Source organism: Neisseria benedictiae (genome assembly GCF_958267435.1).
In the GTDB taxonomy this organism is placed as follows: Bacteria; Pseudomonadota; Gammaproteobacteria; order Burkholderiales; family Neisseriaceae; genus Neisseria; species Neisseria bergeri.
Window position 1 is genome coordinate 20,493 of record NZ_CATQFV010000064.1, and the last position, 22,198, is coordinate 42,690.

20 protein-coding genes, 3 tRNA genes and 1 pseudogene are annotated in these 22,198 nt (G+C 50.2%); 9 read left to right on the forward strand and 15 right to left on the reverse strand.

Annotated features, from left to right (window positions below):
• Positions 1-115 precede the first annotated feature (115 nt).
• From Q3O12_RS08285 to rnr, 5 genes and pseudogenes are all read right to left on the reverse strand, one after another.
• Positions 116-415 (reverse strand): immunity protein CdiI family protein, encoded by a 300-nt coding sequence (locus Q3O12_RS08285; protein ID WP_301670037.1) that lies wholly within the window; start codon positions 413-415, stop codon positions 116-118.
• A pseudogene (locus Q3O12_RS08290) lies at positions 412-1,011 on the reverse strand (hypothetical protein); the annotation flags it as partial. The gene Q3O12_RS08285 and the pseudogene Q3O12_RS08290, both read right to left, overlap by 4 nt.
• A 12-nt stretch (positions 1,012-1,023) precedes the next feature.
• Positions 1,024-1,449, reverse strand: a complete 426-nt coding sequence (locus Q3O12_RS08295) for a hypothetical protein (RefSeq protein ID WP_301670039.1) — start codon at positions 1,447-1,449, stop codon at positions 1,024-1,026.
• A gap of 44 nt (positions 1,450-1,493) precedes the next feature.
• Positions 1,494-1,679 (reverse strand): hypothetical protein, encoded by a 186-nt coding sequence (locus tag Q3O12_RS08300; protein ID WP_301670040.1) that lies wholly within the window; start codon positions 1,677-1,679, stop codon positions 1,494-1,496.
• Between the two features lie 21 nt (positions 1,680-1,700).
• Complete coding sequence (gene rnr / locus Q3O12_RS08305) at positions 1,701-4,055, reverse strand: ribonuclease R (RefSeq protein ID WP_301670041.1); 2,355 nt, start codon at positions 4,053-4,055, stop codon at positions 1,701-1,703.
• 88 nt (positions 4,056-4,143) lie between these two features.
• On the opposite strand from rnr, the gene Q3O12_RS08310 reads away from it, so the two are divergent.
• The 5 genes from Q3O12_RS08310 to aspA all read left to right on the forward strand — a co-directional run bounded on the left by Q3O12_RS08310 (position 4,144) and on the right by aspA (position 6,826).
• Positions 4,144-4,230: transfer RNA gene (locus Q3O12_RS08310), tRNA-Leu, on the forward strand.
• A 33-nt stretch (positions 4,231-4,263) separates the two neighbouring features.
• Positions 4,264-4,350, forward strand: a tRNA-Leu gene (locus tag Q3O12_RS08315).
• A gap of 37 nt (positions 4,351-4,387) precedes the next feature.
• A tRNA-Ser gene (locus Q3O12_RS08320) sits at positions 4,388-4,478 on the forward strand.
• Between the two features lie 230 nt (positions 4,479-4,708).
• Positions 4,709-5,281, forward strand: a complete 573-nt coding sequence (locus tag Q3O12_RS08325) for a hypothetical protein (protein WP_301670042.1) — start codon at positions 4,709-4,711, stop codon at positions 5,279-5,281.
• A 147-nt stretch (positions 5,282-5,428) separates the two neighbouring features.
• The gene (gene aspA / locus Q3O12_RS08330) at positions 5,429-6,826 is read left to right on the forward strand and encodes an aspartate ammonia-lyase (RefSeq protein ID WP_301670043.1); all 1,398 of its coding nucleotides are present in this window, start codon (positions 5,429-5,431) and stop codon (positions 6,824-6,826) included.
• A gap of 209 nt (positions 6,827-7,035) precedes the next feature.
• On the opposite strand, the gene Q3O12_RS08335 is transcribed toward aspA, so the two are convergent.
• From Q3O12_RS08335 to ybaK, 3 genes are read right to left on the reverse strand one after another with little or no spacing between them, the layout of a single operon-like run.
• The gene (locus Q3O12_RS08335; protein ID WP_301670044.1) at positions 7,036-7,911 is read right to left on the reverse strand and encodes a DMT family transporter; all 876 of its coding nucleotides are present in this window, start codon (positions 7,909-7,911) and stop codon (positions 7,036-7,038) included.
• A 1-nt stretch (position 7,912) separates the two neighbouring features.
• Positions 7,913-8,635, reverse strand: coding sequence for a DnaJ domain-containing protein (locus Q3O12_RS08340; protein WP_301670045.1), 723 nt, complete (start codon positions 8,633-8,635; stop codon positions 7,913-7,915).
• 22 nt (positions 8,636-8,657) lie between these two features.
• Positions 8,658-9,137 (reverse strand): Cys-tRNA(Pro) deacylase, encoded by a 480-nt coding sequence (ybaK, locus tag Q3O12_RS08345; protein ID WP_301670046.1) that lies wholly within the window; start codon positions 9,135-9,137, stop codon positions 8,658-8,660.
• 74 nt (positions 9,138-9,211) lie between these two features.
• Between ybaK and Q3O12_RS08350 the strand changes: the two genes are divergently transcribed.
• From Q3O12_RS08350 to ttcA, 4 genes are all read left to right on the forward strand, one after another.
• Positions 9,212-9,574, forward strand: a complete 363-nt coding sequence (locus Q3O12_RS08350; RefSeq protein WP_301670047.1) for a RidA family protein — start codon at positions 9,212-9,214, stop codon at positions 9,572-9,574.
• A 33-nt stretch (positions 9,575-9,607) separates the two neighbouring features.
• Entirely contained in the window at positions 9,608-10,456 is an 849-nt protein-coding gene (gene ygfZ, locus Q3O12_RS08355; RefSeq protein WP_301670076.1) for a CAF17-like 4Fe-4S cluster assembly/insertion protein YgfZ, read from the forward strand.
• A gap of 5 nt (positions 10,457-10,461) precedes the next feature.
• Positions 10,462-11,085 carry a DUF8309 domain-containing protein gene (locus Q3O12_RS08360; RefSeq protein ID WP_301670048.1) on the forward strand — a complete coding sequence of 208 codons (624 nt, stop codon included), beginning with the start codon at positions 10,462-10,464 and terminating at the stop codon, positions 11,083-11,085.
• 155 nt (positions 11,086-11,240) lie between these two features.
• Entirely contained in the window at positions 11,241-12,200 is a 960-nt protein-coding gene (gene ttcA, locus Q3O12_RS08365; protein ID WP_301670050.1) for a tRNA 2-thiocytidine(32) synthetase TtcA, read from the forward strand.
• A gap of 93 nt (positions 12,201-12,293) precedes the next feature.
• Here ttcA and Q3O12_RS08370 read toward each other — a convergent pair whose 3' ends face one another.
• From Q3O12_RS08370 to Q3O12_RS08400, 7 genes are all read right to left on the reverse strand, one after another.
• Positions 12,294-15,233, reverse strand: coding sequence for a type III restriction-modification system endonuclease (locus Q3O12_RS08370; RefSeq protein ID WP_301670051.1), 2,940 nt, complete (start codon positions 15,231-15,233; stop codon positions 12,294-12,296).
• A gap of 12 nt (positions 15,234-15,245) precedes the next feature.
• On the reverse strand, positions 15,246-17,180 hold the full coding sequence (locus tag Q3O12_RS08375) for a site-specific DNA-methyltransferase (RefSeq protein WP_373323076.1): 1,935 nt from the start codon (positions 17,178-17,180) through the stop codon (positions 15,246-15,248).
• Between the two features lie 265 nt (positions 17,181-17,445).
• A complete protein-coding gene (locus tag Q3O12_RS08380) occupies positions 17,446-18,372 on the reverse strand; it encodes a CobW family GTP-binding protein (protein WP_301670053.1) in 927 nt (308 codons plus the stop codon).
• Positions 18,360-18,836 (reverse strand): Fur family transcriptional regulator, encoded by a 477-nt coding sequence (locus tag Q3O12_RS08385; RefSeq protein ID WP_118997876.1) that lies wholly within the window; start codon positions 18,834-18,836, stop codon positions 18,360-18,362. Before Q3O12_RS08385 ends, Q3O12_RS08380 begins: the two co-directional genes overlap by 13 nt.
• A gap of 76 nt (positions 18,837-18,912) precedes the next feature.
• On the reverse strand, positions 18,913-19,368 hold the full coding sequence (locus Q3O12_RS08390; RefSeq protein ID WP_441338430.1) for a low molecular weight protein-tyrosine-phosphatase: 456 nt from the start codon (positions 19,366-19,368) through the stop codon (positions 18,913-18,915).
• A 64-nt stretch (positions 19,369-19,432) separates the two neighbouring features.
• Positions 19,433-20,539 (reverse strand): conjugal transfer protein, encoded by a 1,107-nt coding sequence (locus tag Q3O12_RS08395; RefSeq protein WP_301670055.1) that lies wholly within the window; start codon positions 20,537-20,539, stop codon positions 19,433-19,435.
• 81 nt (positions 20,540-20,620) lie between these two features.
• A complete protein-coding gene (locus Q3O12_RS08400) occupies positions 20,621-22,159 on the reverse strand; it encodes a methyltransferase regulatory domain-containing protein (RefSeq protein ID WP_301670077.1) in 1,539 nt (512 codons plus the stop codon).
• Positions 22,160-22,198: the final 39 nt, after the last annotated feature.

Sequence of the window (22,198 nt, forward strand, 5' to 3'; positions counted from 1 at the left end):
TTAATGCATTTTGACCAGTATGTCTAACTGCATCATGTATTTCCAACGGTACTAGCCGCATGTTATTTGGTGCACTTTTTAGTTTGGTTACACGGGATATGCTGGTTGGTTATTGTTAAATAGTAACAACATACCTAATCTCGTATGAGTCACCTAACTCAACTTTTAATTGAGAAAAAAGCTCTGCCCCCATTTGTATGAAGTATTTTTCTTCTTCTTTACTATTAAAAACAGAGCTTGCTGGATCAGCCATATTTAGAACATTATCATACAATTCTGACCAATGATAGAGTTTCATTTTTAATTCATTGGAAATTGGTAAACTGGCAGGGTCAATATCTCCTATATTAATACCATCATCATGCCATAATGGATAACAAAAATAGTCAGCCATTAATCTAATTTTAATTTTCATTTTACAAATCCTCGAGGGTTTGCCCCCACAATGTAACCATTATCACCAATGGTAATTGCCACCTTAACTTCCCTACCATTATGGTTCACTTGATAAATTGGTCTACCTAGACCTTTTTCTTGATAGCCAATTATTTTCCTATCTCTTATTGCCTTTAATAAAACACTGGGTATTTCAGATTCATCCACCCCAATACTTGCGAATTCTTTAGCATGAGCCAAAATATGTTGTAATCCAGATGCTGCATTTCCTTTTTCTAAAAAAACCACCTTTTCTGATGAAATACGAACAGTCGCTACTAAATCTTCAGTAGTAAATTTTACGACATTTGACTTAAGTATAGAAACATCTGCTTTATTAATTAGCTGGGTAGAATCTCTAGGAAAAATAGCTAATTTAGAATAATTTCCTAATAAGTTGGGTTTCGGCGGATCGTCTTTTTTAGCTGCTTCTTGAAGCGCTTCATCCGCCGTGGCAATCGGCATCAAACCGCAAAACAGCACGTAATCCGCCCTGTCCTTACCGCACGGATATTCGGCAATCGCCAGATTCCGCCCTTTTTCTGGACACGTGCCTTTTTGGTAGTTCAGATTTTCCGTATCCGCTTCTCAACCGGCTTCGCGCAGTTGGGCATCAATCAACAGCAGGCGGATTTGTTTTTCATCCAAATCCCGCATCTGGAGGCTGTGGGCAAAATGTGTGTCCAATTGGTCGCGGCGTACCTGTTGTTCTTTTTCGCTTTTCGCCACCAATTCCGCGCGCAATTTTGCCAATTCCGCTTCTTGCGCTTTCAGCAGGCGTTGCTCTTCTCCGTTGGAAACCGGCGGATTTTCTAGCGTACTTTGTGTCTGCAAATAGGCAGGATTAAAGGCTTCCGACACAAAATCTTCCTGCCCGTCGGCAAAAGTGCGGCAAAACCACAATGCAATCTGCCACGCCGCCATCAAACTTTCTACCGCCGCTTTACGGTCGTCGTTAAATACGTGCGTTGCCGCATTGCCGGACTTACGCAAACTGTGGAAAAGATGCAGCATATCTCGATTAATGCCATAACGTGCAACTGTTTGAGCAGATCCGACTACGAACCGTTTTCCGACTCCGCCAGTCCATAGTTTGCCGCCACGGTTTTCGCCGTCAGCTTGGCAAACTGACGGGTTTTCATCACCAACGTATTGGAATCGTCGGCAAAATAGCGTTCTGCATTGCGCACAAACGTAAACAGAATGGGGAAATCGGATTGGAAAAAGGTCAAGTTCGACCGCATCGGCAACTTCCTCGATACGGATTAGCGGTTATTCTTGGCTTTCTTTATTTTGATGGAAACAGATTTTTTACTTTTCCCCTCCTGCTCTTTCCCGCCTTTTTCCAATTTGCCGTTTGACGAGGCATTCTTCTTGGATGGTTTGGCTTTTTTCCTTTTGGGTTCCGCATTGGGTATTTTGTTTTTTCCGGAATACTTTCTGCCGGACGTGCCACCCGTAATCAGGACAAAATCGATTTTTCCGTCATCCAAATCGGCGCGCGCGACCCGGACGGCAACCCTGTCCCCCATATTGAAACGGATGCCGCTGCGTTCGCCTTCGATTGCCATGATTTCGGGGCGGAAGTTGAAATAGTCTTCGCCCAAATCGCTGATGTGTACCAAGCCGTCAATGTGGATGCCGTCCAAGGTAACGAAGAGGCCGAAGTTGGTCATGCCGGAGATTTTGCCTTCGAATATTTCGCCGACTTTATCGCGCATATAATAGGTTTTCAGCCAGTTTTCTACGTCGCGGCTGGCGTCGTCGGCACGGCGCTCACAGAACGAGGTATGCATGCCCAAAGCCTGCCAGCTCTTGTTTGGCGTGTAGGTTTGCTGGTTCAACACGGCTTTGATGGCGCGGTGTACGGTCAGGTCGGGATAGCGGCGGATGGGGGAGGTGAAGTGGGCGTATGCTTCATAAGCCAAACCGAAATGCCCTTCGCAATGCGGTTCGTAAACTGCCTGCTGCATGGAGCGCAGCATCATCACTTGCAGCAATTCGGTATCGGGCCTGCCTTTGAATTGTTCGGCAAGTGCGGCATAGTCTTTCGGCGACGGGTTGTCGCCGCCGCCAAGTTGAAGCCCCAACAGACCGAGCTGCTCGCGCAGGGTGGCGAGTTTTTCGGGTGTGGGACCCAAATGGTTGCGGAACAAAGCCGTATGCTTGTTTTTCAACAGAAAATCCGCCGCGCAAACATTCGCCGCCAGCATACATTCTTCAATCAGCTTGTGGGCATTATTGCGGACGACGGGGACGATTTTTTCAATTTTGCCGTTGTCGTCGAAAAGCATTTGGGTTTCGACGCTTTCAAACTCCACCGCACCGCGTTCAAAGCGTTTTTTCTGAAGGATTTTGAAGAGTTTGTAGAGTGTGTCGATTTGGACTTTGTGCGGATGGTCGAGGTCGTCTGAAATCCATTTCCAAACTTGGTTGTAGGTCAGGCGGGCATGAGAGCGCATCACAGCGGGATAGAAGCGGTATTCTTTGATATTGCCCGCATAGGTAACGACCATATCGCACACCATACACAAACGCTCGACATCGGGATTGAGCGAGCAGATGCCGTTGGACAGGTTTTCCGGCAGCATCGGAATCACACGGCGCGGGAAATACACGCTAGTGCTGCGTTCTTGAGCATCTGCATCGATCGCATCATCAGGGCGGACATAATGGCTGACATCGGCAATCGCCACGACCAGACGGTAATCGCGTCCGATTTTTTCAGCAAACACCGCATCGTCGAAATCGCGCGCCGTTTCGCCATCTATCGTTACCAAAGGCAGGCCGCGCAAATCGACGCGGCCTTTCAAATCGCTTTTGCGTACATGGTCGGGAATTTTTTTCGCGGCTTTGGCACACGCTTCGCTGAATTGGTGTGGTAAATGGTGTTTGCGCACGGCAATTTCGATTTCCATGCCGCTGTCGGCATAATCGCCCAATACTTCAATGATTTTCGCTACGGCTGGGCGGTTTTGCTCGGGATAAGTCTCGATTTCGCCGACGATGACCTGACCAGATTCGGGTTTGAAATGCGCGACACTGCCAGGTTCCAAGACAATGCTTTGGTTCAGGCGTTTGTCTTCCGCTTCCAAAATCGCCACGCCGCGATCCATATAGAAACGGCCGACCACTTTACTTTGCGCGCGTTCTACAATATCCAAAACCGTACCTTCGCGGCGGCCTCTGCGGTCGATACCGGCGGGGCGAACGGTAACAATGTCGCCGTGCATGATGCCACGCATTTGGCGTTCGTATAAAACGAAATCGCCGTCTTTGGTGGGTGTGAGCGGTACGGCGAAGCCGAAACCGTCTTTGTGTGCCTCGACACGGCATTTGACCAAATCCAATTTGTCCGCCGCGCAGACCGCACCGCGACGGTTGATTAAAACCTGACCGTCCCGCGCCATCGCTTTCAGACGACGTTCGAAAAATTCGTACTCTTCTTCCTTAATCAACAATTCACGTGCCAAAGCTTCAATCTTGGACGGTACGCCTTTACGTTCAAGCAGCTCGACAATCCATTCCCTACTTGGCAAGGGATGTTCATAACGCTGTTTCTCCCGACTCAAAAACGGGTCTTTTTCCCGTAAATTTAAATAGTTAATATTTTTATTCATTTTGACCGTTGACATTCTTTTTATGACCTATATAATAGCGACTTCTTTGCGGAAGGACACTGTACCGCAAAACAGTAAATAAAGCAAAGCCCAGGTGGCGGAATTGGTAGACGCGCTAGCTTCAGGTGCTAGTGTCCTCACGGGCGTGGAAGTTCGAGTCTTCTCCTGGGCACCAATCATACTTTGCTTTATTTTAGATATTTATATTGCCCAGGTGGCGGAATTGGTAGACGCGCTAGCTTCAGGTGCTAGTATCCTCACGGGTGTGGAAGTTCGAGTCTTCTCCTGGGCACCAATAATAATTTATCCTGTTAAGGGTGAATTCCGCCATTAGAGAGGTGGATGAGTGGTTTAAGTCGCACGCCTGGAAAGCGTGTATACGTGAATAGCGTATCGAGGGTTCGAATCCCTTCCTCTCTGCCAAATACGAATCCCAAACTTTTACAGTTTGGGATTTTTTATTATTCAAACAATAATTTCATTGGGAAAACCTGTTATTGTCTATAATCGTCATCAACCGTTTACAACTATCCGTTACCGTTTTTTGTGGTATGTTTTGCGGTATGTTTTACCCTCTTCCTAAGCCTGTAAGGACTCAAAAGGTGTACCCCTTCAAACGGCATTGTTCCACATGCTGCAAACCGAAAACCGATATGGCTGCACCGCATTCCAATCCGACCAACCTTTCTGAATACATCAGAACCTTAAAACGTGATTTGCCGTTCGGGGTTTCTGTTGCGGGCGAAGGGCTGCTGTTCCGGCATTCCGTTCTGCGCGGCAGGTTGTTTCAGCCGCTGCTTGCGCTGTTTTTCGGTCTGCTGCTTTGGATAGGCGGCGGAAACCAGTTGCTCGAATGGGGTGTTCCTCCCGTATCCGATTCGGTTTACAGCGTCTTGACGGCGGGTTTTGCCGTGTTTTGGATGTGGCGCATGGAGCGTTGGTGGTATACGCTGACGACGTGCAAATCGGTTTATATCGATGATAAGGAACTGGTTGTTTATGGTGCGTTCGGGCGTGTCCGTTATCGCGACAGGCATGATGCGGCATATTCCGTCCATGTGCTTCCGCATTCCCTCTACCAATGGCTGACCGGAGGCGTTGCGCTGCTGACCGGCCCGAGCGGACGCGGTGTGTGGACGGGCATCGTTTTGGGGCTGCACCGCCATAACCTCGGTGCGACGCTGGCGCGGAAAACGCTGGCAGACCTGCCGGAGCAGCATCCTTAAGACACGGCACTTCTGCGTTCAGACGGCATTGTTCTTGAAAACACCATAGACAATACCGCCCAACTGGTATAGTGTTCGTCCTACTGCGGCATCTTTCCGATGACGCATTTTTTCAATATTAATTATCCGACTTACAAAGGTAAAAACATGACTGTCCGTATCGAACACGACTTATTGGGCGACCGCGAGATTCCCGCCGAAGTATATTGGGGCATCCACACTCTGCGCGCCATTGAAAACTTTAAAATTTCCACACAAAAAATTTCCGACGTGCCGCAGTTTGTCCGCAGTATGGTGATGGTCAAAAAAGCGACCGCGCAGGCAAACGGAGAATTGGGTGCAGTAAAACCCGAAATCGCCGCCGCCATTGAAAAGGCTTGCGACGAAGTTCTGCTGAACAACCGCTGCCTCGACCAATTCCCGTCCGACGTGTATCAGGGCGGCGCAGGTACTTCGGTCAATATGAACACCAACGAAGTCATCGCCAACCTTGCATTGGAAGCCTTGGGATATGAGAAAGGCCGCTACGACATCGTCAATCCGATGGATCACGTCAACGCCAGCCAATCCACCAACGATGCCTATCCTACGGGCTTCCGCCTTGCCGTGTATTACAGCATCGGCGAATTGCTGGAAAAACTGACCGTATTGAAAAACGCCTTTGCCGCCAAAGCCGAAGAATTTAAAGACGTTTTGAAAATGGGGCGCACCCAGCTTCAAGATGCCGTGCCAATGACTGCCGGACAAGAATTCCAATCTTTCCAAGTGTTGCTGGAAGAGGAAATCCTCAACCTTGACCGCACGCGCCAACTGCTTTTGGAAGTCAATTTGGGTGCAACCGCCATCGGTACGGGCGTGAACACACCTAAAGGCTATGCGGCTTTGGTCGTTGAGAAACTTTCCGAAGTCAGCGGCCTGCCTTGCAAACTGACTGAAAACCTGATTGAGGCGACCTCCGACTGCGGCGCATATGTGATGGTACACGGCGCATTGAAACGCACGGCCGTCAAACTCTCCAAAATCTGCAACGACTTGCGCCTGCTCTCTTCCGGCCCGCGTGCCGGTTTGAAAGAAATCAACCTGCCCGAATTGCAGGCCGGTTCTTCCATCATGCCCGCCAAAGTCAATCCCGTGATTCCCGAAGTCGTCAACCAAGTCTGCTTCAAAGTCATCGGCAACGACACGACGATTACCTTCGCCGCCGAAGCCGGGCAACTGCAATTAAACGTGATGGAGCCGGTCATCGCCCAATGTATGTTTGAAACCATTTCCCTCTTGGGCAATGCCGCAGTCAACCTGTCCGACAAATGCGTCAAAGGCATTACGGTCAACCGCGAAATCTGCGAGCGGTATGTCTTCAACTCCATCGGGCTGGTTACTTATCTGAACCCGTATATCGGACACCACAACGGCGACTTGGTCGGCAAAATCTGCGCCCAAACCGGCAAAGGCGTGCGTGAGGTCGTTTTGGAACGCGGGCTGTTGAGCGAAGAAGAACTCAACCGCATCCTCTCTCCTGAAAACCTGATGAACCCCCATCTGTAACGTTGCAGGCAAATGCCGTCTGAAGAAGGGATGCTGCTTCAGACGGCATTTTCGGCATTCAATGCTGTTTTAGCCGCCACCCGATTCCGGCGGTTTGTCGGAAAAAGCCGGTTATTTCCCTTCGGGCAAAAATCTATCTTATTAATAAAAAAACAATTATTTAAAACCATTCCTTAAAACGCGCCCGCGCGGTATACGGACGCGCGGGATTATATGCCGAACAGTGCCTTGACTTCCCCCCAATAAAACAGGCAGGCGATAGAACACAGTGCCAACACGATTCCCGCCGTATTGATTGTGTTGATTTTTTCCTTAAAAAACAGTGCGCCCGAAAGCGTACCCAAAACAATCACGCCGATATTCATACCGGCAAAAACCAGCGTGGGATTGTCCTTCATCATTTGGTGCGCGGTGATATAAGTAACGATATTCATAAAATTCAAACCGCCCAAGAGTATGCCGCCGACCACACTCTCAACGCGCCATCTGACCGATTTGGCAAACAGGCAGGTAAACATCAGCACACCCGCCAGCACAAATGCAACCAGCAGGTTGCCCGCAAATGCCGTACCGCTTTTGGCAATCTGTTTGAACAGGATGTCGATAATGCCGTAACCTGCCCACACGCCCAGCAGCAATACCGCCTGCCGCCACGCGCTGCCTGATTTTTTGCCACCGCTGTGTTTCCAAAGCAGGCAGAACAGTGCGGCAAATGCGAGGCACAGCCCGATTAGTTTGCCTTCGCTGAGTTTTTCGCCAAACAGCGTCAAGGCGGCAACAATCGGCAAAAACAGCGACAAACGCTGCGCCGCGTCGGATTTGACGATACCGGCGAATTCTACGGATTTGCCCATAATGACGAATACGGACGGTAACAACACGCCCAAAGCGGCAAACAGCGGCCACGTCGGCAAAAATGCGCCGATATTGCCGACATCCGGCTTCAATACCAGCAGGGTCAGTATGACCGCGACCACATAATTGACCGCGACCGCCTGCGCGATGTCGATTTTTTTCTTCCTTGCCATTTTCAGCAAAATGGAAACCGACACGCTGAACACGATGCTGATTAACAGGTAAGCCATACTATATCCATTTCTCGGGTGCAACCACCCTGCCGCTGTTGAAACGGATAAAGCCGACGATGATGCGGCAGAAATACCAGACGTTCGTTGCAATAATAATCAGCACGCCGATACCCAAAAGGGCAGTCAGCGCGCCCAAAAGATAAAGCCAAAATGTGCGCCAAAAGGTTTTAATCAGGTATTCGGCATGTGCGGCATAGACAATGCTGTCCAAACTGTTCCGTTTCATATAGGCGAGAATCACGCCGACTATGGGCATATAGGCGAAAATCACGCCGTCTATGGGCATGAACTGCATGATTGCACCCAAACCGAACAGGATGTAGGCGGCGAGGACATAGTTGCGCCCGCTTCCGCCGCCGGACGGTTCGTAAGCATGGCGCGAACGTGAGGCCTGCCGTTCAAACGCCTGTCTGAACGCCTGTTCGCGGCGCATCTGTTCGCGGTAAAACTGCTCCCTGCGCGCCTGTTCGCGGCGGAATGCCTCTTCCTGCCGCCCGCGTTCCTCATGCCGTCTGAAGGACGCGTCGTATTGCATCCGTTTCGACAGGTCGGAAAGCGTATCGTAAGCCCGTTGGATTTCTTTGAACTTTTCTTCCGCCTGCGGATTGCCCGGATTGCGGTCGGGATGGTACTTCATCGCCAGCTTGCGGTAGGCGCGTTTGATTTCGTCCGCCCCCGCCTGCGGCGACACGCCCAATACGGCATACAAATCTTTGTCCATATTGCTCCTTTATACTCCCCCGTCAAACCGCCGCCTGTATTGTTTTCGGGTTCAAAATATTTAAATCTCCGGGACGGATGCCGATAATGAACCCGCGTTTTCCACCGTTGATATAGATGATGTCCAAATCCATCACCGACTGTTCGACATAAATATCCAACTTTGTCCTGATGCCGAACGGCGTTGTGCCGCCGACCAGATAGCCCGTCCACTTGTTTGCCTGTGCGGGCGTGGCGGGTTCGATGTGTTTCGCACCCAAATGCCGCGCCAGATTGCGGGTTGAAATCTGTTTGTCGCCGTGCATCAAGACAATCAGCCCCTTACCGTTTTCATCTTGCAAAACAATGGTTTTAATGACCAAGTGTTCGTCTTTGCCGAACAGTCGGGCAAACTGCGCCGTGCCGCCGTGTTCCTCATAGGCATAGGTAAAAGGTTCAAATTCGATGCCGTTTTCACGCAAAACGCGTACGGCAGATGTTATCGGATAAGTGTGTTTACTCATTTTTCGTCATGCAAAACATGGAAATCGGTCAAGTGCAATGTTACCATATATCCCCTTTATCGAAGGAAACCGATATGGATATCCAATATTTCGGCACAACGCCCCGCTATTCCGAAGCCGTCGGCGCAAACGGCTTGATTTTCCTCTCCGGCATGGTTCCCGAAAACGGTGAAACGGCTGCCGAACAGACTGCCGACGTGCTTGCCCAAATCGACCGCTGGCTGGCGGAATGCGGCTCGGACAAAGCGCACGTTTTGGATGCGGTCATCTATCTGCGCGATATGGACGACTACGCGGAAATGAACGGCGTGTGGGACGCTTGGGTTGCCGCCGGCAGAACGCCCGCCCGCGCCTGTGTGGAAGCGCGGCTCGCCCGTCCGGAGTGGCGCGTCGAAATCAAAATAACCGCCGTGAAGAAAGACGCGGCAACTGCATAAACAGATTTCCTTATATTTCAGAGTACGCAAATGATGAAAACCTTACTGCCCTTTTTCGGCGTGGCGCGCGTCAGCGGCGAAGACCGCCAAACCTTCCTGCACGGACAGCTTTCCAACGACATCAACCACCTTCAGACCGGGCAGGCGTGTTATGCGACTTACAACACGCCCAAAGGCCGCGTCATCGCCAATATGATTGTCGTCAACCGAGGCGGCGATTTGCTGCTGATTATGGCGCAAGACTTGCTTGAAGCAACGATCAAACGCCTGCGGATGTTTGTCCTGCGTGCCAAAGTCGTTTTTGAAATCCTTGAAGATTACGCCGTCGGCGCAGAGTTGGCAGCATCCGCCGAACCGCTTGCCGCGCAAGAACCCAGTCTTGCCTTTACCGCCGAATGCGTTTCAGACGGCATCTGTTCCGTCGTCCTGCCCCATCGGGGCATTTTGCACATCGCCCCCGAAACCGCCCTGCCCCCTTATGATGCCGCTGCCGAAAGCGCGTGGCGGCTGCACGAAATCCTCAGCGGTTATCCGTGGATATGCGCGGCTACCAAAGAAACTGCCGTTGCCCAAATGCTCAACCAGCACATCATCGGCGGCGTACACTTCAAAAAAGGCTGCTACCCCGGTCAGGAAATCATCGCGCGCGCCCAATATCGCGGTCAGGTCAAACGCGGCTTGGCGGTATTGTCGGGAAACTCGGAAGCCGAAGCGGGCATCCTGCTGACGGCGGACGGCGAAGAGGCCGGCATCGTACTCGACTGCGTTAAAGGTTCGGAAAACTTTACCGCCCTTGCCGTGATTAAATTCTCCGCCGCACAAAAAGAACTGACCGTCCCAAACGGCGGTATCTTCAAAGCGGTTCATCCCTTCTTTAGATGAGAAATATGACAGAAATAAGGTGGAGGAATAATCAAGTTATCAGCATTGAGACTAAACGAAAGGATGAATCAAGAGAAACTAGGGTGTATGTGCTCGCTCAGATGATAGGGAAGGCTGAACTCCTGTTTTTCAATCTATTTAACACTGATAACAATTGGGATGATGTAGACTTAACCCAAGTTCCTATTCTTTTCTGCGCCACTGTTGCTCGTCAATTCATTAAAAGCAGCAATATCTTCAGGCAGAATATTAAGGGGATTGAGAACTATATCTCTCCAAAGCGTAAGATAGACCCCTTAGGTATGGGAAGTAGATGGATTACGCTCTGGGAAGGAACACCAAACGAAAAGAAAATTCTTATCATAGGAGATGGTGGGGGCAGACTCTTTGAAGTAGATACTTCCTCGGGGAAATACAATGAACGAGATATCATTGCGTCAATAAATAGAGACGATTTAGAAACGATTAATAGCTATGAATTGAGGAATGTACGAATCTATGCTGAGCTTAATGAACGGCTATATTTGTGTTACAAAATGGGGAGAAATGTAGACCCCCTAAAGGATTTGGTGTTTAATCTACCTATCCCCTTAGAATACAAAGAGTATATTGAGATCATATCACCCTAGAATCAACGACTTAAAGGGCTGAAATAATACACTCAAAAAAACCGAAAATGCAGAATAATCCCTCTAATGCCGTCTGAACCTTTTTCAGACGGCATTTTAAAACCGCCCCTGTTTTCGGTTACAATGCCGCATCCCTAATTTTTCAAACCACCGCCATGTCCAAAAAAACCAAACAAGAACTGGAAAACAACAAACTCAGCAAACGCCTGCGCCACGCCGTCGGCGACGCGATTAACGACTTCAACATGATCGAACCGGGCGACAAAATCATGGTCTGCCTCTCCGGCGGCAAAGACAGCTACGCCCTGTTAGACATCCTGCGCCAGCTCCAAGCCAGCGCGCCGATTGATTTCGAACTGGTTGCCGTCAATCTCGACCAAAAGCAGCCGGGCTTCCCCGAAGAAGTATTGCCGACCTATCTCGAAAGCATAGGCGTGCCGTACAAAATCGTCGAAGAAGACACCTACTCCACCGTCAAACGTGTATTAGACGAAGGTAAAACGACTTGTTCGCTGTGCAGCCGCCTGCGCCGCGGCATCCTCTACCGCACCGCAAAAGAATTAGGCTGCACCAAAATCGCCTTGGGACACCACCGCGACGACATCCTCGCTACCATGTTTTTAAATATGTTTTACGGCGGCAAACTCAAAGCCATGCCGCCCAAGCTGGTGAGCGATAACGGCGAACACATCGTCATCCGCCCGCTGGCGTATGTGAAAGAAAAAGACTTAATCAAATACGCCGAATTGAAACAGTTCCCGATTATCCCGTGCAACCTCTGCGGCTCGCAGCCCAACCTGCAACGCCAAGTCATCGGCGATATGCTGCGCGATTGGGACAAACGCTTCCCCGGCCGTATCGAATCGATGTTCTCCGCCCTGCAAAACGTCGTCCCATCCCACCTTGCCGATACCGAACTCTTTGATTTTGTCGGATTGGAACGCGGTCAAAGCCTGAAACACGGCGGCGATTTGGCATTTGACAGTGAAAAAATGCCCGAACGTTTTTCAGACGGCAGCGAAGAAGACGAGAGCGAAATCAAAATCAAGCCGCAAAAAGCCGAACGCAAAGTCATCAACATTCTGGCGAACAAGCCGAAAACCTGCGGCGCATAGGCTTCCGCCGTCAAAAATGCCGTCTGAAGCCCGTTTGGCGTTTCAGACGGCATTTTAAAAGCCCGAAGCAGACGGCTCCCAAACATTTGTTTCTCAGTATCCGTTTTCAGAATGCCCGACTGCGGGCATATTTTGCCCGATCAGTTCGGCTATCTTCTCGCCGTCAAACTGCGTTTTGAACACCACCTTGATTTCTTTGGAAATCTCGGCAAACAGCTTTTCGGCATGTTTGATTTTCCGCTCTTCGCTTTTTCGCAAATCTTCTGCCCCATCAGTCCCTTTGGCTTCAATCACAAAGTTCAGAATCTCGCCGCTTTTGGTTTTCACGATATAGGCAAAATCGGGCGAATACGTGCCGCCACCGGCAACAGGGATTTTGATGGAGTTTCTCGGTATTTTAGTGAATACGGTTACGCCTTCAATTTGGTTGTTGGCGACATTTTCATGTTCTATATCCGAATCGTAGAAAATCTCGCCGAAGAGATAGCTGGCGGCAGGCCGGTGCTCCGTATCTTCAAATCTGCCCAAATCTGCTTTTTTCACCGCGCGCGGTTTGCCGTCTATATCGGTAAATTTGGTCGGATGGATTTTGCTGCCGACAAGCCGGTAATCCAGTTCGAATTTATGGAAGGAATGATGAAGCAAAAACCGGTTGAAGCCGTTTTTGATTTGGGCGATGGTCTGCATATTCAAAAAATCGCCAATGTTCAGTTCGTCGCGGACGCGGTAAAACGCCTGATGCAAAGTCTGCATGCGGATTTTTGCCGTTTGTGCCAGTTTTTCCAGAAACTCACGGTAAGTCATTGTGTTGAAACGGATAAAATCTTCATCTTCAAAGCTGTCTATGCGGCGGGAAAGCATAAGCCCGTTGTTGATATAAGCTTCGTTTACCGCCGTGCGTATGCCTGCCTGCGGGAATTTGGCGGCGTTTTCACGCAAATAGGAGGTAAATAAATCGACAAATTCGGCTTCATCCTTGATTTTGTACTGCAAAACGGCTTTATGGTGAATCAGCTCCCACAAGGCTTTGAGTTCTTCATATTTGCCTTCGCGCATGATGATGGTGTCTTTGCCTTCGTCTTTGGCGTTGCTGACTTTGCCTTTGTCCAAACCTTTGGGGAAGGCTTCGGGATAGGCGGCTTTTAATTTGTCATAGCCGTCTTCGGCAAAGTTTTCATTGTCGTCAATGATGCCGTCTGAAAACAGTTGGTTTACCAATACCAGCGGTTTGATATCGGGGTATTTTTGCAATATTTTTTGTTTCAGCTCCTCGGTAAACTTTTTGGAGATTTCTTCCTGAAAAGAATTGTCGTTGATTTCGCCGACAAGCTGCTTCACAAAGTCTTTTTCGCTGCTATCGACAAAATAATTCAGCTTGTACGGCACATCGCGCACCCGCGCCATCAGCTCGTTTACCGGCAGGCGCAGGCCGCGTCCGACTTCTTGCAGCTTGGAAGTCGTGCTGCCGCTGGAACGCAGTTTGCAAATCTGGAAAACGTTGGGATTGTCCCAGCCTTCGCGCAGCGTCCATTTGGAAAAAATAAAGCGGCGCGGGTTATCCAAAGACAGCAGTTTTTCCTTATCGTGCAGAATTTCATTGATTTCCTGCTCGATTCTATCGTCGCTGTCTGTATTGTCTTTGGAAAAATAACCGCCGTGGCAGGCAGATACATCGTCCAACGTCTTTTGCAGGTAATCACGATAAAACGGGTCGCTTTCCGTTTTCAGGCGGCGTGCCGCTTCCGCACGGATCCAGCTTTCAAATTTATCTTTCAGGCTGCCTGAAAGCTCGTTGCCGCTGCGGTAGCCCGCAATATCGTCAATAAAAAACAGCGTCAGCGGCTTGATTTTGGGCTGTGGCGCGCGTTCTGCCAAAAGCGCGCGTTCCAGCTTGAAATGCTCGGCAACCGCCCGCTGCATCATCGCATCCTGCACCGTTTGCGAATAGGAATAAGGGTTGATGACGGCACCCGTTTTCAACTCCAAGCCGTTGCTTAACACCACCGCGGTTTTATTCATTTTGTCGATTTTCAAATCCGAAACAGCGGGATGGATTTTCGCCAAATCTTCGCCTTTTGCCAGTTTGAACGTCTGCTTTTTGTCCTTTTCGTTTAATTCAAATTTCGCTTCTTTGCCGTCCGACGACACCAGTTTTACCGCCGCATCCATGCCGCCCTGCATTTCTTCCTGAAACACGCGCACGCCTTTGACCAGCCCGTCGTTAAACGCGCCTACTGCCGTCAAACGGTAAAGCAGGTTGTAATATTCATCGTTAAATGTCGCACCGTAGCGCAAAATATATTGCGGTTTTAAGCGTTTGATATTGCCCCACGTTTTCGCGCTCTCCCGGGTCGGGAATTTATGCGGTTCGTCCACAATCACAAACGGGCGCACGGCGGCCAATGCATCAACGGGATTGTCAAACAAATCCTTCAATGCCTTGTCGCCCGTATCGGTCATGGACGATGAATTAACCATGCCCGCGTTAATCAGCAGCACATGGATTTCCTTTTTGTTTTCCGCTTTGATAAATTGCTCGATCGTTATGGGCGCATTGGACTTTTTGCCCTTATTCTTTTTCGTGCTTTCCACCACATAGGTTTTCAGGCGCACGCCTTCATAATCTCCGCCGAAATCCTGTTCAAAATGCTCTGCCAAAGCCTTGCTTTGCAAAAACTGCCGCGTTCCCGCCTTAATGGACAAAGTCGGCACGACCACGATAAATTTGAACACGCCCAGCCAACGGTGCAGCTCGAACATGGTTTGTGTGTAGGTATAGGTTTTGCCCGTGCCCGTTTCCATGGAAATATCGAGGATATTTTGGTCGTCCGAACGGTCGGGGAATCGGCCGTCTATGCCGTTTTGGCTTTGCACTTTCAGGATATTGTCTGCGTATTGTTTTGCAGCAAACAAAAGTTCGGGATTTTCGTCTGCCGCCCGATATTTGGGCGTTGCCCCGTCAAACACGCCCAAAACCGCCGAAACCGCCCGCATTTGGTGCGGCTGGTTTTTCTCGTAATTAAAACCACTCATAAACTTTCTCCGTCAAACCCTGATAACCACATTCAACTCAATCTCTTTTTTATTGGTATAACCGCGAACCGCTTGGTCAAGTTCGTGCTGCATGGCGCTTGCCATATTGCTGCCGAATACAATCACGCGGTTGGGATTGAAAGCCGCATCGTCGTCCAGCTTGCGGATAAACGCCAACAAATCGGCGGAAGTAAAACCAGTATTCATCAGATACAGCCGTTTTTCGCACAGATACGCCGTATAACTGCCCAACCGCACAGGCTCAACCGGCGTGGTCAGTGCCGCCCCGTCATACAGCGTCCAGGTGGTCAGAAGCGTTTGCAGCTGTTCTTCGCTTAATTCATCGTTAAGCGGCAAATCCGGTTGTTCGGGCGAAAAATCCTTGTCCGGATGCTGCCTGAAATTGTCTGCCGTTTGAAAGATTTTGAAGCCCAAATCACCCGTGTAATCGGGATGTTCGGCGCGGATTTTGGCGGCGGCTTTTTCTATGCGGGCTTTGGTGATGTCGAAGATGGTCGGGTAGCCTGCTTTACGGGCTTCGGATTTTTCATCGGTTTTTTCAGGCAGCTGCACGCAGATATAGCGGCAGCTGCCGTTTTGTTCTTCGGCGTTAAGCTGCATCACGGCGTGTGCGGTCGTGCCGCCGCCTGCGAAGAAGTCTAGGATTAGGTCGTCTGAATTTGTGGTTAATCGCAATGTTTGTACAATCAAACGAATTGGCTTCGGTGTATCAAAATAACTATCGCCATCAAATAATTTACGCAATTCTTGGCTTGCTTCTTGATTGTGTCCAACTTCATTAAATTTCCAAATTGAAATGGCTTTCGTACCATCTTGAACTTCGCTTAAAAAGCGTTTGATACGAGGAACATTTCTACCGTCTTCACCAAACCAAATGCGATTATCGGCAACCATTTCGGTAAATTTAGTTTGCGAAACACGCCAGCTTCTACCGCTGGGTGGATTGTATTGTGTACCGTTTGGCGTTGTAATTGTATAAATTCCGCTTTGTTGCACATCTTTACGCAATAAGTCTCCCGAAGTCCAAGCACCACGTGGGTCATTATCAATATTTTTATAACGAGCATTTGTTTCTTCTGTACGCGGTAACAGTTTGATTTCTAGTTCAGTAATATTTTTTGCATAACAAATTAAATAATCGTGATTTTCTGAAAAATATTTTGCATCATTTTGGGGGCTGAATTTCTTTTCCCAAATAATCTGTTCTACAAAATTCCCTTCCCCAAACACTTCATCACACAACAACTTCAACTGTGCCGCTTCGTTATCGTCAATCGAGATAAAAATCACGCCATCTTCGCGCAACAGTTCGCGGGCGACATACAGGCGCGGATACATAAAGGTCAGCCACGCGCTGTGCGAGTTTGAGCCTTTGTCGGTGAAATCTAAAATCCGCGCGGCTTCGTCTTCATCAATATTCGCCAGGCGGGCAAGTTCGGCGGGTGTGAATTTGCGGTCGTCCTGATAGACAAAGCCGTCCGATCCGGTGTTGTAGGGCGGGTCGATGTAAATCATCTTCACGCTGTTTGTGTAGGCGTTTTTTAAGTGTTTCAACACTTCCAGATTGTCGCCGCGAATCAGCAGGTTTTGGCTGCCTGCATTTTCGGGCTTGGCGTTGTGCGTCTTGTCTTCACTTATCAGGGTTTCGGGCGGCAGGTTGCGAAGCAGGCGGGCATATGATTTACCCAGCCAGTTCATTTCGTAAAATTCGCGTCCGATGTCGGTCTGCGGCGCGATTTCGGCTTGTAATCTGTCGATAAGGAAATTGCCGTCTGCGTCAAAACAGGCGGGAAACAGTTTTTTGAGCTGTTCGAGTTGGGTAGAGTTGGCGGTAATGCCGTCTGAAGTGTAGATTGCCTCGGTGTTCGCCCCGGCTGTGTCGATTAGATCAGGGATTGGATTGGATTGGATTGGATTGGATTGGATTGGATTGGATTGGATTGGATTGGATTGGATTGGATTGGCAGCATTTTAAAATCCTCGGTTTGAATTTGTCAATATCAACTGTCTGTTTTAAAATATTTTTTCACTTTAAGCGGCGTTTTTTGGGAAACGGGTGCGCCGTCTGAACGTCTGTCCGCGTGTTATTACCCGACGACGACGCGGCGGTTTTGGCACGGGCGATTTTGGAAACGGTTAAAGCCTTCAGACGGCATTTTCATTTCATATGCCGTCTGAAGGCGCGTGAACGCTATTCCAATGCGTCTTTAAGTTTTTGCTCGATTAAATCCGCGTCAAACGATTTGGCAATCAATTCAAAACGGGAATCGCGCCGCCAAGACACTTGGTTCGCGCCCCATTGCCCGTCCACCCAGTTGAGCCACACCCATGTACCGAGCACTTGGAATACGCCTTTGGCGCGGACAAGGCCTTCGGTCATTTTGGTCAAATCATTGAAGAAGTTGGTCAGCTTTTCGCCGTCAAAATCGCGTCCGGCGGGGAATGTGAAACCTTGCGACTGGAAGCCCATCGTGTTGTCCGGCAGGGCTTTGAGGCGGTAGCGTGATTTTTCGATGACGGGAATATCGAGCCACCGGATGTCGAGTTGCGCGTTTCGGACTTCGACCACTTTGGCTTTTGGCGGGAACAGTTTTGCCGCTTTGTCGTGAAATTCGGCCAGCTGTTCGGGGGTGCATAAATCGGTTTTGCTGGCGACCAATACGTCGCAGATGCCGATTTGGTCTTTATACAACGCCTGTTGCGCGTAATCGGGGTTGATGAACTGACGCGGATCGACGACGGTAAAGACTGCGCCGATTTCCAAAAGGCTGTCCAGCGGTTTGGCTTTCAATTCGTCGATGACGCTGGCGGCGTGCGCCAGTCCGCTTGCCTCAATCATCAGGCGGTCGGGCTTGGCATCGCGCAGCATTTTCTGCACGGTTACGCCCATTTGCGGGCCGGCGGTGCAGCATAAACAGCCGCCGGCGATTTCTGCCACGGGGATGCCGTTGTCGCTTAATACCGCGCCGTCAATGCCGATTTCGCCAAACTCGTTGACGATGATGACCCATTTTTCGTTCGGGTCTTTCTGTTCCATCAGGCTTTTGAGCGCGGTGGTTTTGCCTGTTCCCAGAAAACCTGAAATCAGGTGGACTTTGGTTTTTTTCACTTCTGACATTTTTTACAGATTCCAGTTAAAACAACGTGTTCTTCTTTCAGCGCGAAGCCGCTTTCGGCAACGCCTGCGCGCAATGCCGCCCACTCGTGGCTGAGGGTTTGCTCGTCCGCCGCGCCGCATTCGGTGCAGACCAAAATAAACGCGCTGTGGTGCGCTTCGGCTTCTTCGTGGTCGTGGCAATGGTCGTTGCACTCGTGTTGCGCGTGGCTGCACAAAATATAGCCGTTGACCGCCGCCACTTTGTGCAAAACGCCCTGCTCCGCCCAAAAATCAAGGGCGCGGTAGGCTGTCGGCGGCGCAACCGCGCCCTCGCTCTGCTGCTGCATCTGCGACAAGACGTTGTAGGCTTTAATCACGCCGCTTTGCTGCAAGACAATATCTAATACCTGCTCGCGCAAAGCGGTTACCTGCAAGCCTTCGCTGCGTGCCTGATCGATAATTTTCTGTTTGAAATTTGTTTTCATAAATTCCCTGTTTATGCCGTCTGAACGACCGATACGGCAGGAGGCGGTTTTATATTTGTGTTTGTATTCAATTACTTTATTTGGAAATCTTTTCCAACAATGCCCGACAGCCCGCATCCGCAAGCCTGTATGTTTCTTCAAAATCGCCCGTGTACCACGGATCGGGGACATGGTCGTAACCGCTTTCGGGTATCAGGTCGGTCAGCTTGAATATTTTTTCCGGTTGCCTGCCGAAGGTTTTTTCCAATTCGGACAAATTCTTGCCATCCATTGCGATGATGTAGTCAAACGCCGCCGCATCGCTTTGGCGGATTTTGCGGCTGGTAAAGCCTGAAGCATCGATACCGTGTTTTTTCAATATCTTTGCCGTTTCACGGTGCATATCCTCGCCGTCGTGCCAGCCCGATGTCCCCGCGCTGTCCGCTTCAAGGGGAATCCCTGCTTCGGCGGCACGGCGGCGCAAAATGTATTCCGCCATCGGCGAACGGCAGATGTTGCCGAGGCAGACAAAAAGGATTTTCGGTTTTTTCATATCCGCGCCCTGTTCCAATGCGATGCCGTCTGAAGCGGAAACCCTTTCAGACGGCATCGGCAGGTCAATCGTATTGTGTACTGAAAAACGGATTGTGCCCTTCCCGTTTCAACGCTTCCGCATAGCTCGGGATGTTTTCCTGTTCGCCCAAGGCATTATGCAGCAAGTAAACGTGTTCCACGCGGCACTCCGCCATCAGGTCGAGGAAATTCTGCTGGATGACGGCAATATTGTCGGTAAAGGAAAGCTGCCACGAAAACACCTGCGGCACGACTTCAAACGCGCCGTCGGTCGCATTAAATCCGAATAAAACCTGTCCGCCCGCCTTTGCCGCAACGACCACGCCGACGCGCGGACTCTGCATACGGACGGCGCGTATCGCGTTTGCCGCAAAAACATCCATCGCCATACGTTGGCGCGTGTGGCTGCCGTCTGAAAGCGCGCGTACCGGAGAATCCGGGGAAAGCGGGTTGGCAAACAGCGTAACGCCTTCCGATGCAAGATTTTCCTGCCATACCTGCATTAAGGGCAGGCCTGCCTGAAGAAGGTTCTGACCCAATGCCGTCCGAACCTTGCCGCTGCCGAAACCCAGCGCGTAAACGACGTGGACGGACTGTCCTTCGGGCAACAGCAAAGGGCGCGGGGCGAAACGGCGTAAGTGTTGCGCCGCCGCTTCGGTATTTTGTTTGGCACGCCACCACTCATCCGGCGCGACCGCACTTAAATCGGACGAATGCACAAGATAAGGCAGCCATTGTGTCTCTTGCGTCAACGCGCGCAGGTGCGGATAGTTTTGCAGGCAGGCAAACAATGCCTCCGTCGGCAGCTTCATCTCGATTGCCCGTTCTTTTTTGCAGCCGGACACCAGCACGACCGGCAGGGCGAACCACTGCACTTCGCCTTCTTTCTCGCAATCGAGTACCGCGTTCACACTGGAAAGCAGTGCTGCATAAGTTCCGGCATCGGGCGACATCGTCAGCGCGAGGGAAAGGTTGATATAGTGGTTTTGCTCAAGCATCCCCCTGATTTCGGTTTGAAGTTGGCCGGACGAGAGTTTGCGCGAAGCCTGGGAAGAATTATGCGCCAACTGGTAGGCATTGAGCAGCAGGTGGTTTTTAATCGGATTTTGGGGATACGGGCGCGTATCGGGCAAGGTAAATGTCTGGTTCATATGTGTCGTGTACCGCTTTTCGCAGTGTGTGTCTTTCCTGTCTGAAAATATATCGGACGGATTGCCGTCGGGACTTGCCCGTCAATCCGCCGAAACGAGAAAATGCCTGTCTGCCAAGTCTGCCAATATTTCTTCCACATACACTTCGGCAGGCGGATGGAATGTCAAACCGTCGGGCGTGGTGCTGACGATGTTCAAGTTTTCGGCAACCGTTTCAATCAATGCCTGTTTGCTCGTCGGCCGCGACAATTGCCGCATAATGTACAAATGCCCGTACCCGAATGAGGGGGTGCTTTCGTTGTAACGGTTGGCAGGCTGGACAAACGCTTCCGCGCCGTGTTCCACAAAGGCGGCGACATAATCTGTAAAACGCGCCGGCACATAGGTTTTATGGTCTTCAAAAAATTGTTTGCCCGCATTGTCTGATGAAACAGAAAAACGCCCGAGAATGGTTTGCAATAAAAGCTGGGAATTGATTTTCATGCGGTCAAATTCCAGACCGGGAAATCGGCGAGCGAGGTTTTCCGCAACATCTTCCGTTTTAAACGCCTCTCCGGTTTTCATCACATCGCGTATGCCCGAAAGCAGGGTATCGTTTTCATCAAAGTTGATTGTTTCCCCTCTTGCCGGGCGGAAATTCAAACTTTCTATCACTTCGACGGCAACCGACTCATCACGCCTGACAGTATCCCCGACTTCCTCACGGCATAAAAGCGAACGGCGGAATTGGCGGTCGGATAAAATATCGCTATAAAATTCCTTGGCAATATAATCGCCCCCTGCCAACGCCAGAATCCGCTCCCGCGTATGCTCCGCCATCCAAGAAACAAAAGACACGTGCAAATCGGTATCCCCGATATACGCCAGCCGGTGGCGGTTTGCCCATTCAATGAAGCCGTTGACGTAAATCGGGTCGTTAAACGCCTCCATATATTCGTGTGCGATGTAATAAAAATTATGATTCAATATTTTTTGCATCGCCGGAAGTTTGCCGCCGCCGCCCAAGCCCTTGTCGTTTTCCAAAATTTCCGCCAGCGCCTTGAGCGCATCCAAGCCTTTCCGCGTTCGTGCTTCCAAGGGTTCTTCAAGCACATCCCTGCCGGAAAACTGCATAATTTCGCGCAACTGCTCCTGCCGTTTCCAGCCGGGGTAAACATTGTATGAAATATAGGCAATGCCGTGCTCGGTCAGGTTGTTCCGGCAAATCGAAAAGATTTTGTCTTTAACTGCGTCAGGCACCCACGACCAAATGCCGTGGACGATGATATAGTCAAACTTCCCGAATGACTCATCGACGGTCAAAATATCTTTTTCTTCCAGGCGCACATTTTTCAAGCCCATTTTTTCAATGATAGCATTGCCCTGCGCAACCTGCCTGCCGGACAAGTCGATACCGATAAATTCCGCATCCGGGTAATAAAGTGCCTGCGTGATGATATTGCCGCCCATCGAACAGCCCAGCTCCAAGACCTTGGCATTTACCGCTGCGGCAGGCTTCAGGCCCATCATGCGGGCGCGTGCCTCCAAGGCGTTGATGGCGGTTTGGGAAAATGCTTTGGATTCATACATCAAATCATCATATGAATTTTTGATGTCCGATATTTCCGAAGGTTCCGCCATATGGGAGGCAGGACTGCCGACAACCGTCTGCTGCGCTTT

Excerpts from the sequence above, each read along its gene's own strand:
- Q3O12_RS08370 (WP_301670051.1), bottom strand. The coding sequence starts at position 15,233 with ATGAGTGGTTTTAATTACGAGAAAAACCAGCCGCACCAAATGCGGGCG.
- Q3O12_RS08340 (WP_301670045.1), bottom strand. The coding sequence starts at position 8,635 with ATGGACAAAGATTTGTATGCCGTATTGGGCGTGTCGCCGCAGGCGGGG.
- Q3O12_RS08380 (WP_301670053.1), bottom strand. The coding sequence starts at position 18,372 with ATGTCAGAAGTGAAAAAAACCAAAGTCCACCTGATTTCAGGTTTTCTG.
- Q3O12_RS08325 (WP_301670042.1), top strand. The coding sequence starts at position 4,709 with ATGGCTGCACCGCATTCCAATCCGACCAACCTTTCTGAATACATCAGA.
- Q3O12_RS08390 (WP_441338430.1), bottom strand. The coding sequence starts at position 19,368 with ATGAAAAAACCGAAAATCCTTTTTGTCTGCCTCGGCAACATCTGCCGT.
- Q3O12_RS08295 (WP_301670039.1), bottom strand. The coding sequence starts at position 1,449 with ATGCTGCATCTTTTCCACAGTTTGCGTAAGTCCGGCAATGCGGCAACG.
- Q3O12_RS08285 (WP_301670037.1), bottom strand. The coding sequence starts at position 415 with ATGAAAATTAAAATTAGATTAATGGCTGACTATTTTTGTTATCCATTA.
- Q3O12_RS08335 (WP_301670044.1), bottom strand. The coding sequence starts at position 7,911 with ATGGCTTACCTGTTAATCAGCATCGTGTTCAGCGTGTCGGTTTCCATT.
- aspA (WP_301670043.1), top strand. The coding sequence starts at position 5,429 with ATGACTGTCCGTATCGAACACGACTTATTGGGCGACCGCGAGATTCCC.
- Q3O12_RS08360 (WP_301670048.1), top strand. The coding sequence starts at position 10,462 with ATGACAGAAATAAGGTGGAGGAATAATCAAGTTATCAGCATTGAGACT.
- Q3O12_RS08385 (WP_118997876.1), bottom strand. The coding sequence starts at position 18,836 with ATGAAAACAAATTTCAAACAGAAAATTATCGATCAGGCACGCAGCGAA.
- ygfZ (WP_301670076.1), top strand. The coding sequence starts at position 9,608 with ATGAAAACCTTACTGCCCTTTTTCGGCGTGGCGCGCGTCAGCGGCGAA.
- rnr (WP_301670041.1), bottom strand. The coding sequence starts at position 4,055 with ATGAATAAAAATATTAACTATTTAAATTTACGGGAAAAAGACCCGTTT.
- Q3O12_RS08400 (WP_301670077.1), bottom strand. The coding sequence starts at position 22,159 with ATGGCGGAACCTTCGGAAATATCGGACATCAAAAATTCATATGATGAT.
- Q3O12_RS08350 (WP_301670047.1), top strand. The coding sequence starts at position 9,212 with ATGGATATCCAATATTTCGGCACAACGCCCCGCTATTCCGAAGCCGTC.
- Q3O12_RS08300 (WP_301670040.1), bottom strand. The coding sequence starts at position 1,679 with ATGCGGTCGAACTTGACCTTTTTCCAATCCGATTTCCCCATTCTGTTT.
- ybaK (WP_301670046.1), bottom strand. The coding sequence starts at position 9,137 with ATGAGTAAACACACTTATCCGATAACATCTGCCGTACGCGTTTTGCGT.
- ttcA (WP_301670050.1), top strand. The coding sequence starts at position 11,241 with ATGTCCAAAAAAACCAAACAAGAACTGGAAAACAACAAACTCAGCAAA.
- Q3O12_RS08395 (WP_301670055.1), bottom strand. The coding sequence starts at position 20,539 with ATGAACCAGACATTTACCTTGCCCGATACGCGCCCGTATCCCCAAAAT.